The organism is Paracoccus lutimaris (assembly GCF_003337565.1).
Classification (GTDB): Bacteria; Pseudomonadota; Alphaproteobacteria; order Rhodobacterales; family Rhodobacteraceae; genus Paracoccus; species Paracoccus lutimaris.
The window spans coordinates 1-10824 of record NZ_QPJL01000047.1 but is presented as its reverse complement, the minus strand read 5'-3'; the positions used below and the strand labels follow the sequence as shown (position 1 = coordinate 10824).

Below are 10824 nucleotides of genomic sequence, written 5' to 3'. Positions count from 1 at the left end.
AGATCATCGAGCAGGAGCTGAAGGTCGAGTTTGAACCGCTGCCGCAGGATGAGCTGATGGCGGCGCAAGAAGAAAGCGTCACGCTGCCGACCCTGCGCGAGGTGCAGGCCCACGGCATCCGGCAGGTGCAGCGGGTCGTTCGCAACTGGGAGGGGGTCGTCGATGCCAATGGCGAAATCGTCCCCTTCTCGCCGGCGATGCTGGAACAGGCGCTGCAGCATGCCTGGTTCCGCGCGGGCATCCAGAAAGCCCTGGCCGAAAGCCAGAACGGCGAGGCTGCGCGCCAGGGAAACTGAAGGCGGCCGCGCGGGCATGGGCGCTTGCGCGGCTGGGAAAGACCGACGCCCGTCAGCCGGTCGAGATGGACGATGATCTGGCCGCGCAGTTTGCCCGGATGGGGGTGACGGTCGAGCGGCCCGAGGCGGCAGCACCCGACGCTTTCGAGGTGATGCGGGCCAATGCCGAGGCGATCGAGGCCTGGCTGGGGTGCGAGACGCAATGGCGCTGCATCAGCGCCGCTCCGGGCTCGATCCTCTGGCTGGGTCTCGATTACGGCGCGGTCGACGTGGTGCTGCGCCGGGGCAAATGGACGGATCCCGATCAGCTGATGACGGATCTGCAGGTGATGGAGGGCGCGGCCCTCGATGTGATGCACAGGGACGGCAAGTGACCAGCACAGCCTTTAACATCGCGATGGTTTTCCGGGCGGACATCGCCAGCGCCAAAGCTGGGCTGGCGGAGGTGGCCAAGGGTCAGCGCGACGTCTCGGCCGAGGCCGGCAAGACCAGCACCGCCTTGGCGAAAGAGGCGGCCGAGCTCGAGCGCCTGGCTGCAGCGACCGGCAAGGCCGCACTTGCCCAGGGCGATCTGGCTGCCGCCGAAAAGCGCGCCCAGGCGACCCGCGCGCAGACCCTGATCGCGCCGCTGGCCATGCCCACGCAGGCGGCGCCGGTGGCCGCGATCTGGCGCCAGTCCGCGACTGCGGCCGAGTCCCTGCGCGGATCTGTGGCAGGTCTCAGCCTCAGTGTCGGCCAGCAGGCGCATGATATGGTTGCCGCCGCGCAGGCGTCTGCGGCCTATCAGCTGGCGCTCGATGATGTGCGGGCGTCTTTCAACCCGCTCTTCGCGGTCAGCCGGAAGTACGAGCAGCAGCTCGAGCGCATCGCCGATGCCGAGCGCCAGGGGGCTATTACGGCTCGCGAGGCGGCCGAAGCGCGCACCCGGGCCGCGAGCATCATAGCGCCGGTCGGACAGAAAGGCATTGCAGGCGGCGCTGGGGTGGGTGTCAACTCGGCCAACACCGCCAATGTCGCGGCCCAAGGCTTCGACATCGGCGTGACGGCTGCCATGGGCACGAACCCGGCTATGATCGGCCTGCAGCAGGGCACGCAACTGGTGCAGGTCATGCAGCAGATGGGCGGCGGCAAGCAGGCGCTGCAGGGCATCGCCACCGGGTTTTTGTCGCTGCTGAACCCCATGAGTCTGGCCACGATCGGCGTCGTCGCTTTCGGCGCTGCCGGCATCCAGGCGCTGATGTCGCTTGGCGGGGAGACCAAGACCTCGGGGGAAGCTCTCGCCGATCTGGCGGATCGTGTGAACCGCCTGAAGGATGCCAATACCGCCGCCCGGCAATCGGTCATTGACCTGGGGGCGGAGTTTGGCACTTCGGCGGCCGAGGCAAAGGAGCTGCTGGCGCTGCTGGCGGAGATCGAGCGCCGCTCGGCCGGGCGCGACGCAAAGACCGCCCTGAACAGTATCACCCGCGACATGGATGGTGGCTCGCTGCTGGGGCTGCGTAGCGCATCGGATCAGTTCGCAACATTGCAGCGTTTGTTTGGTGAGGCGAATTGGGCAACATCGGGACGGATCAGCGAAGAGGCCAGCCCGCTGTCTTTCGCTGTGCGTGGTGCGATGGACAAGGTCACCGCGGCCGGCGCATCGAATAATATCGATGCACAGATTGCGGCGGTCAAGGAACTGCGCCAGGCGGCGGAGGTTGCTGCATCTGCCTATGGCGGTGTTACCAAAAAAGAGGAGGCGTGGCTTCTGCAGATTGCCGAGGCACAACGCGAACTTCAGAAAATCAAGGCTCTGGACGAGAACGCCGCCGGCAATGCTCGCGCCGACGAGATGGTTCGTCAACTCCAGCAGCGTGTGGCGCTGGAGCGGGTGGCGCTGCAATATGGTCAGGACAGTGCAGAATATCGGGTGGCCGAGCAGGATCAACTGCGGGCCAATACCGTCCTCGAGCTGCAAAATCTTGGCTTCACCGAGCAGGACCAGAAGGCCAAGCAGGTTCTGGGCGCATTGGCCTCCGCCTATTTCGCGAAAGAGGATATGGCGGCGAAGGCGCGTCAGGATGCCCAGCGGGAATATCTGCAAGGGCAGGATGATCAGATCGCGGCCATCAACCGTCAGGTCTCGCTGATCGGCGCCACGCGCGACGAGCAGGCTCGGATCAATGCGCTGGCCGAGGCCGATCTGGAAATCCGCCGCCGCAGCCTGTCGATCGACGACGCCCGCGAGGTCAAGGCCAAGGCCATCGCCAAGGCCGAGGCGGAAATCACGCTGGAGCGGCAAAAGGCCATGCGCGCCGTGCAGGTCGCGGCCATTGGCGATGCCTATGACGCCCAGATCTCGCTCGCTCGCGATCCGGTCAGCAAGGCGAATTTGGAATTCCAACGCGAATACAGCGCCCGGATTGCTGATGGCCAGTCGGTCGAGGTCGCCTATGCCGAGGCGATCCGCGCCCGCGCCCGCGCCATGTCCGAAGTATCGACCGGCACCCAGACCCAGATCGCCGACATGATGTCCGAGGTTGCGATCCGCCGCGATCTGGCCGACCAGGTCGCGGCCGGACTGATCGGCGCGACCGACGTCAACCGCCTCCTGCGCGAGGAACTGGAACTGCGCCCCCTGATCGCTGCTGCCGCCCGGGCTGAAGGCGCGGAAAAGGTCAAGCTCCTCGACCTGATCGAAGGCATGCGGGTGGCCTATGCCGCCATGGCCGCCGAGGAGCAGCGCCAGAACCAGAACCAATACCTGCGCGGTCAGGCCGAACGTATCCAGCAGCTGCATCTCGAGCTGGCTCTGGTCGGGCAGACGGCCGAAATGCGTGCGCGGGTGCTCGCCATGGTGAAGGCAGAGCAAGACATCCAGCGCCTTGGACTGTCCGGCAAGGATGCGGATGCGGCGCGGCGCAACGCAGAGATGGAATATGAGCTGGCGCGGTCGATCGAGGCGCAGGCCGATGCCTGGCAGCGCGTCCAGTCGGCAGGGGAAAGCGCCATCGATGGCGTCCTGGACAAGCTGCGCGGGGGCGACATCAAGGGCGCCATGGGCGAGTTGCTGGGCGAGATCGAGAAGGGTTTCTTCGACCTCGCGATCCGCAACCCGCTGAAGAACGCGCTTCTGGGCACCAATCTGGGCACATGGGCGGATGTCGGCGGCTGGTCGGGGATCATGGACCGCTTCAGCGGCCGCTCGCAGGTCGACGAAAAGGCGCTCGCCCGTCAGGCGGCCATGCCGGTCCAGTCGATGATGGTGACGGCAGCCAATGTTGTGCTGTCAGGCAACCTGTCAGGAATTGGCGCGGCGGCGAACGCCAATCTGGCACCATTGAGCGCGGCCAACACCAATGTCGCGCCCCTGACCTATGGCAGCTTGCCCGGATCCGCCGACATCCAGACCCAGATCTGGCAGTTCTTTGCCGCCAAGGGTCTCGCCCCGCATCAGATCGCCGGGATCATGGGCAATGCATCCGCCGAAAGCGGCTTCAATCCGCTGGCCCAGGGCGATCACAAGAACGGCGTGGCGCAGGCTTTTGGCCTGTTTCAATGGAATGATCGCAAGGGCAACCTCTTCGATTTCATCGGCGGTCAGCAGAACCTGGGCGACATCCAGAAGCAGCTTGAGTTCGCGTGGCACGAGCTGATGACGACCGAAGCGGGACCGATGCGCCGCCTGATGTCCTCGACCGACGTCGCGAGCGCGACCTGGGCAATGCAAGGCTTCGAGCGGCCCTCGGGCTATGATGCCAATGTCTATGGCTCCGGAAAGCATTTCGACAAGCGTCTTGCCGCCGCCGAACAGGCGCTGGCGCAGTTCGGCACTGCCGCGCAAACAGCCGGAACCGATCTGGCCAGCAGCGCAGGTGCCGCCGCCGCCGGGCTCGAGCAGGCAGGACAGGGCGCGGCCGTGGCCAGCAACGGCATGGGCGTCTTCGGACAGCTCCTTTCCGGCATCGGGGGCATGGTCGGCGGCGAGGCCGGCAGCATCCTGAACGCGGTTGTCGGCATCGGCGGCGCGCTGCTGGGCGGGGTGCCGCTCTTCAAGCAGGGCGGCGCCACAGGCGGCAGCAATCCGGACCGTGCCGCCGGCATCGTCCATGAGGGCGAGTTCGTTTTCGACGCGGCCGCGACCGCGCGGATCGGCATCGGCAATCTCGAGGGCATCCGCAAGGGCGCCATGCGCGGCTTCAAGACCGGCGGCTTCGTGTCGTCCCTGCCAGCCCCCGTGGCTGTGCCGGGAAACCAGCCGGCCGCGCCGACAGGCCGTCCGGATCGGCTGCACGTCAGCGTCGATATCGGCGGCGCGCGTGGCGATCGGGAGATCGAGATGATGGTGCAGCAGGCGGTTTCGGCCGGCGTCGCCCATGGCATCGAGCTCTATGACCGCGAGGCGCTGCCCACGCGCATCCGGCAGGTGTCCAATGACCGGTGGGGTGGCTGATGGCCTTTACCTTTCCGCTTACAGCTGCGCAGTTCATGGACGTGCTGCCGATCCGGGACATGGTCTTTGACCTGCCCGAGGCCATGGAGGTCTCGGAGACCGGCGGCGGCGAGATCCTGACAGCCGACCTCGGCACCCGGCTCTGGCGCGGCAAGATCACGCTGGCGGACATGACCTCGATCGAGGCCGACGAGGTCATGTCGCGGCTCGACGTGCTGCGCCGGACGGGCGCGTCGTTCATGTGCCATGATCCGCGCCGCCCCGGGCCGCGCCTCGACATGGACGGATCCCTGCTCGGCGCCTCGACGCCGACGCTCGATGCGGCCCTGCCGAATCGGCGCGATATCCGCATTGCCGGCCTGCCGTCCGGATACGCCCTGCGCCGCCACGACTATATCGCCTTCGCCTATGGCACAAATCCGGTGCGCCACGCCCTGCATCGCCTGGCCGGGCAGGCCACGGCCAATGGCAGCGGGCAGGCGACCGTCGAGGTTAGCCCGGCCATTCGTGCCGGCGAGGTGCCCGGCACGACGATCACGCTCCTGAAGCCCGCCTGCAAGGCGATCATTGTCCCCGGATCGGTCCAGCCCGGCCAGCACAACGCCACGCTGACGGTCGGGGTCTCGTTCGACTGGATCCAGACGCTAAGATGAGGACCTTTCCTGCCGCCACCGCCGCCTATTTCGCCAGCCGCAGTGCCTTCGTCGGTCATGTCCTGGTCTGGCTGCAGGCCCGCAACCGCGACAGCGGCGCGACCGAGACCATCGGCTTTTGGACCGGTGCCGATCATGCCGAGTTCACCATCCGGGGCGAAACCCGAGTCTATTTCGGTGCCGGCGCCATGCTGGGCATGGACCCGATCCGCCGCCAGACCGGCCTAAAGGTGCGCAGCCAGCGCATCACCTTCAGCCAAGTGGCGCCGGAGCTGATGATGGCCGTGCGTGGCTATGATCCTCGTCACTGCCCCGTCGAGGTCCATCGCGCACTGTTTGATCCGGCGCGGGAAACGCTGATCGACGAGCCGCACATGATCCTGCGCGGCTATCTGGACAAGCTGAAGCTGCCGACCCCGGCCAAGGGCGAAAAGGGCAATATCTCTTTCGAGATTGCGACGGCCGGCCGAGCGCTCACCAAGCCGGTGTCGCGCTATCGCTCGGACGCCACAATGCGGGCGCGCGCCGCGAATGACGGCTTCCGAAAATATTCGTCGCTTGCAGACAAGGGAGAGACACCATGGGGCGGCTGACCCGACTGCCGGACTGGCAACCCCGGCTGCATGCATGGATCAAGTCGATCAATGGCCGGCCGATCGCGCCTGGCCAGCACGACTGCTGCCTGTTCGGGGCCGGCGCGATCGAGGCCCAGACCGGTATCGACATCGCGGCGTCCTGGCGCGGCCGGTATACGACCATGGCCGGCGGGCGCAGGATCCTGCGCAAGTCCGGCTATGCAGATCATGTCGCATTGGCGGCGGCGACCTTGCCAGAAATCCATGCGTCGGCGGCGCGCGAGGGCGACATCGCCGTGGTCGAGACGCCGGATGGCCCAGCCATGGGCGTGGTGCAGGGCTCGGCCATCTATGTTCTGGGCATTGATGGCCGGCTGGGCTTTGCCGTGCTGGTGCCTGCAACCCGTATCTTCAAGGTGGGCTGATGGCGGTCGTTGCGGGCTTTATCGGCGGCATGTTCAGCTTCGCCAGCACCGTTGCGGTGCTGGGTGCTGGCTCGGTAGGCGCGGCCTGGGCCGGTGCCGGCTTTGCTTCCACCATCCTGGGCGGTCTGGCGGTCAAGCTCTTGACCACTGTTGCGGTCTCAGCGCTGACCTCTGCGCTGGCACCAGAGCCGGCCCAAGGCGGCGGCATCACCATATCATCGACCATCCGCGGCGAGGAAAACCCCGAGACGATCATCCTCGGCAAATACGCCACCGCCGGACAGGCCATCTGCCCGCCCTACAGCCATGGCCGGTCGGACCGGTTTTTGACGCAGGTCATCGAGCTTTGCAGCGTCCCCGGCGCGACGCTCGAGCGGGTGATGATCGGCGACGAGTGGGTTGAACTCAGCGAGGAGCTTCACCCCTTTTTCGGTCACCCGGTCGCCGGCGAAAACAATGGGCTGGTATGGGTCAAATACTACGACGGCACCCAGACCGAGGCCGATCCCTATATGCTGGATCGCTATGGCAGCCATCCCGACCGGCCTTGGACGGCCGACATGGTCGGCGCAGGCATCTGCTATGCCATCATGACCTTTGGCTGGGACCGCGAGGACCAGACCTCGGTGCCGTCGGTCCGCTTCGAGCTGGGCGGGATCCCGCTCTATGATCCGCGCAAGGACAGCTCGGCCGGCGGCGTGGGCACCCACAGGCTGGCCGACCCCACCACCTGGGAACAGACCGAAAACGCCGCCGTCATCGCCTGGAATGTCATGCGCGGCATCCCTCTGCCGGGCGGAGAGGTCTGGGGCGGCAATATCACCAATCTGACCGAGCTGCCCTGGGCGGTCTGGACTGCGGCCATGAACCGCTGCGACGTCCCGATCGAACGGGACGACGGCAGCACCGAGCCGGCATATCGCGCCGGCATCGAGGTTGCGCTGGATCAGCCCCCGGCCGCCGCCCTTGAAGAGATCTTCAAGGCCTGTTCGGCCGTCATTGCAGATATGGGCTATGGCTGGGGCATCGTGGTCGGGGCGCCGGCACTGCCGGTCTACAGCTTTGGCGATGACGATGTGATCGTCAGCAAATCGCAGGAGCTGGACCCGTTTCCGGGGATCGAGGAGACCTATAACGCGGTCACCGCGCGCTATCCCGACCCCGAGGCGCTCTATGAGACCAAGGAGGCGCCACGCCGGACCAATGCGGGCTGGGAGGCGGCCGACGCCTTCGGCCGGCGGATGGCGAATCTGGCACTGCCGGCGGTCCCTTACGCGCTGCAGGTGCAGCGCCTCATGGAGGCGTGGATCAGGGACGAGCGCCGCTTCCGGCGCCACATCATCAACCTGCCGCCCGATTCGGCTCATGTCGATCTGATCGATACCGTCGATTGGAGCTCGGCCAGGAACGGCTATGTCGGCAAGGATTTCGGGGTCTACGAGATCCTCGAGGATCCGCGCACGGGTGTGCGTCAGATGTCGATCCGCGAGTGCGACCCGCTGGATTACAGCTGGGAGCCGGGTTTTGAGCTGCCCTCGACCCCGACGCCGCCCGGCACGACGCCGCCTGCGCCGGAATCGGTGTCAGGATTTTTCGCGCGGGCGATCACCATCAATGACGCCGCCGGTGGTGCCCGCCGGCCGGCTATCGCGCTCTCCTGGGCGAGTGATATCCTCGCGGCCGGCTTGCGCTGGGAGATCAGGCATACGGGCCAGACGCAGGCCGTGCTGCGCGGCACCACTCAGGATGTCGGGGCCGGCGGCATCACCATAGCCGAGGGCGTCCTGCCCGACATGGCCTATGAGGTGCGGGCGCGGCTGATCGCCAACCGCCGCACGGTCTGGACCGGGTGGGAGGCAGTCAGCACCGATCCCGTCCGCCTGGCGAAGGGCGACCTCGACCTTGAAGTCCTGGCCGATATCGACCGCTCCACCGCATGGATGGACGAGACCGGCCCGTTCCTGCGCGGGTTGCGCGGCGAGATTGATGCGCTCAGGGACAGCATCGCCGAAATCGACTGGGGCAATTACAGCGTCCACCAGCGGGTGCGGCGCGAGGCTGAGGCCGAGGTCGAGCGGGCTCGGGCTCAATTCACCGAGGAAATCAACGTCGCGGTCAGCGAGACCGAAGCCGTCGCAACGCGCGTCACTACCCTGACGACAGCCGTTGGCCAGAATACAGCCGCAATCAGCCAAGAACAGCTGGCGCGATCGAATGCCGACAGCGCTCTTGCCCTGGACGTTCAGACCGTTTCGGCCGCCAATGCCACCAACGCGGCGGCGATCACTCAGGAAAGACTGGCCCGAATACAGGCCGATGACGCGATGGCCGCCGATATCACATCGGTCGAGACCAATCTTGGTACCCGCGCCAGCGCGGCGTCTGTCACGGCACTGACGGCCCGCGTGACGGATACAGAGGCTGGGCTGGTCGCGCAAAGCGAGGCCATCACCCAGGTAGAAGCCCGCAGCGATGCCACGAGCGCGACCGGCCTGTTCAGGGTCTCGGCCGTCGCAGCCCCGTCAGGATCGCAGACCCGCATCGGTCTGCGCGCCGAGGCGGCGGCCAGCGGCAATACCACGGCGGCGGCCATGTTTCTGGACGCCCGTTCGGACGGCACCTCGCATGTGTCCTTCATCGCGGACCGTTTTGCCGTCGTCTCGGGCGGCGGTTCGGGGGCCGCGCAACACGTCCCGTTCATCGTTCAGGGTGGGCAGGTCTATATGGACAAGGCCTTCATCGGTGATTTGGCTGTCGAGACTGCCAAGATCGCTGACGGGGCGGTGTCGACCTTCTGGGCCGTTAATGGTGACAGCCTGAGCCTGACAGCCAGCTATCCGATGCAGCTGGCAATTTTCACCAATGTGCGGGTTCGGGGCATCTCCAGCGGCTATGACGGCACCTACAGCATCACCCGCAACGGCGTGGCCGTCGACAGCGGATCGTTTTCCGTCGGGCCCTATTCGTGGATGCTGACCACAATCAAGACCATCGCCATCCAGGCCGGGACCCATACCATCGCCCATGCCTATAGCGGCGATCCAGCCGATTACAGCCAGTACAGGATGACAATCTTGGGGCTCTACAAATGAGCAATGTCAGGTTTTCCGTCTACGGCCCTGATGGCATGATCCGCCGTTCGCTCGACGTGCCGATGCGCGACGCTAATCTCAACCTCGCCGAGGACGAGCGCATGATCGAGGGGCTGCACGATCCTGACACCACGGTCGTTATCGATGGCGTGGCCAGCCGGGTGCCCACCCAGCCGGCGCCCTGGATGACCTGGCTGCCAAGCCTTTCGGCTTGGGTCGATCTGCGCACGACGGATCAGAGGATGGCGGATCTCGCCACTCGCCGCACCGCCACCGTAATCGCCAAAGGCGCGCTGCTGCTAGAGGCTATGGCACGCGGCCTTCTGACCCCGGATGAGGTCGATGCGCTCTCGGCCGGACAGATGCCAATGCGTCTTGACGCGGCGCTGACCAGGCTTGCGCCAGATCTTCGCAGCACAATCCTGACACGCTGGCGCCTTGAGGCCAGCTTTGGCCGCACCCATCCTGTCATCCTCGTCGCAGCTGCAGCTCTCGGCGTCGATGATGCAACCCTCGACGATCTCTTTGGTGTACCGCAATGACCCTGCCCAGCTCCTACAAACCCGGATTGATCTCGATCACGCCTGGTACGGTGACCGTGACCGGTGCCGGCACCAACTGGACCGGAGCCGGGGTCCAGGCCGGGGACATCCTGTGGTCGGGCGGGCTGGATGTGGCCGTCGCATCCGTGCAGGGACCGACCCAGTTGACGCTGGCTTATCCCTGGAGCGGTCCGGCCCTGACCGCCGCACCATATGAAATCCGCTATACGCCGGATGCGGCCCGGGTGCTGGCGGCATCGCGTGCGGCCATCGCCTCGCTCGAGGATTTCCGGGCAGAGGTCTATGCCAGCGCCGACGTCTATTCGACGATCGCAGCCGGGCTGGCTGCAACCAGCGAGGGCGCGCAGTTCCAGGTCGTCGCCGGCAACTCCATTATCCGCTATCGTCATGACGCAGGCAATGCAGCAACGGAACTTGCCAGCTATTTGACCGGCCCGGGCGTCGACGCCGCAGTCGGATCAGCTTTGGCGCAGGTTGATACGGTGTCCGAGCAGATCGACGATCTCGCCGGCCCGACGCAGGTCGAGCTCGACTTTGCGAGCGGACATCGGGCGCTTTGGGTCGATCGCACCGGCAAGGCACTGCTGGCGCTGACCGATACCGGCCTGCATTTCCGGGCATCGGATGATCTTCTAGACGCATTGGTGCCGCGCATGGCGCCCGCCCTTGGTCTGGACACGCCGCATGAGGTGTCCGAGGGGCTGGAGGGCTGGTCGATCCTGCAAGACAGGTCCGGCAAGACGATCATCCGTCTGGCGCGGGATGGGCTCGATTTCCAGGTATCA

The 10824-nt window shown here is 66.1% G+C and carries 9 protein-coding genes; all 9 read left to right on the top strand.

The features are described 5' to 3' along the window. Window positions 1–296, top strand: a 296-nt coding sequence (locus DFP89_RS20435; protein ID WP_114350916.1) for a hypothetical protein, incomplete at its 5' end; no start/stop codon positions are given. A gap of 65 nt (window positions 297–361) precedes the next feature. Further along, entirely contained in the window at window positions 362–670 is a 309-nt protein-coding gene (locus tag DFP89_RS19115; protein WP_114350915.1) for a DUF1799 domain-containing protein, read from the top strand. Continuing rightward, on the top strand, window positions 667–4731 hold the full coding sequence (locus DFP89_RS19110; protein ID WP_114350914.1) for a phage tail tip lysozyme: 4065 nt from the start codon (window positions 667–669) through the stop codon (window positions 4729–4731). Before DFP89_RS19115 ends, DFP89_RS19110 begins: the two co-directional genes overlap by 4 nt. Beyond that, window positions 4731–5384: a hypothetical protein gene (locus DFP89_RS19105; protein ID WP_114350913.1), complete on the top strand. Its 654-nt coding sequence runs from the start codon at window positions 4731–4733 to the stop codon at window positions 5382–5384. The genes DFP89_RS19110 and DFP89_RS19105 overlap by 1 nt, the downstream gene beginning before the upstream one ends. Next, entirely contained in the window at window positions 5381–5977 is a 597-nt protein-coding gene (locus tag DFP89_RS19100; RefSeq protein ID WP_114350912.1) for a hypothetical protein, read from the top strand. The genes DFP89_RS19105 and DFP89_RS19100 overlap by 4 nt, the downstream gene beginning before the upstream one ends. Then, window positions 5965–6384: a DUF6950 family protein gene (locus DFP89_RS19095; protein ID WP_220269886.1), complete on the top strand. Its 420-nt coding sequence runs from the start codon at window positions 5965–5967 to the stop codon at window positions 6382–6384. The genes DFP89_RS19100 and DFP89_RS19095 overlap by 13 nt, the downstream gene beginning before the upstream one ends. Further along, window positions 6384–9476, top strand: coding sequence for a phage tail tip fiber protein (locus DFP89_RS19090; protein WP_114350911.1), 3093 nt, complete (start codon window positions 6384–6386; stop codon window positions 9474–9476). Before DFP89_RS19095 ends, DFP89_RS19090 begins: the two co-directional genes overlap by 1 nt. Beyond that, on the top strand, window positions 9473–10018 hold the full coding sequence (locus DFP89_RS19085; RefSeq protein WP_114350910.1) for a hypothetical protein: 546 nt from the start codon (window positions 9473–9475) through the stop codon (window positions 10016–10018). The genes DFP89_RS19090 and DFP89_RS19085 overlap by 4 nt, the downstream gene beginning before the upstream one ends. After that, a partial coding sequence (locus DFP89_RS19080; protein ID WP_220269885.1) for a hypothetical protein occupies window positions 10015–10824 on the top strand: 810 nt, incomplete at its 3' end. The genes DFP89_RS19085 and DFP89_RS19080, both read left to right, overlap by 4 nt.

Bases quoted from the DNA above. Each gene is read 5' to 3' on its own strand.
- DFP89_RS19115 (WP_114350915.1), top strand. From the start codon at position 362: ATGGACGATGATCTGGCCGCGCAGTTTGCCCGGATGGGGGTGACGGTC.
- DFP89_RS19105 (WP_114350913.1), top strand. From the start codon at position 4,731: ATGGCCTTTACCTTTCCGCTTACAGCTGCGCAGTTCATGGACGTGCTG.
- DFP89_RS19100 (WP_114350912.1), top strand. From the start codon at position 5,381: ATGAGGACCTTTCCTGCCGCCACCGCCGCCTATTTCGCCAGCCGCAGT.
- DFP89_RS19095 (WP_220269886.1), top strand. From the start codon at position 5,965: ATGGGGCGGCTGACCCGACTGCCGGACTGGCAACCCCGGCTGCATGCA.
- DFP89_RS19090 (WP_114350911.1), top strand. From the start codon at position 6,384: ATGGCGGTCGTTGCGGGCTTTATCGGCGGCATGTTCAGCTTCGCCAGC.
- DFP89_RS19085 (WP_114350910.1), top strand. From the start codon at position 9,473: ATGAGCAATGTCAGGTTTTCCGTCTACGGCCCTGATGGCATGATCCGC.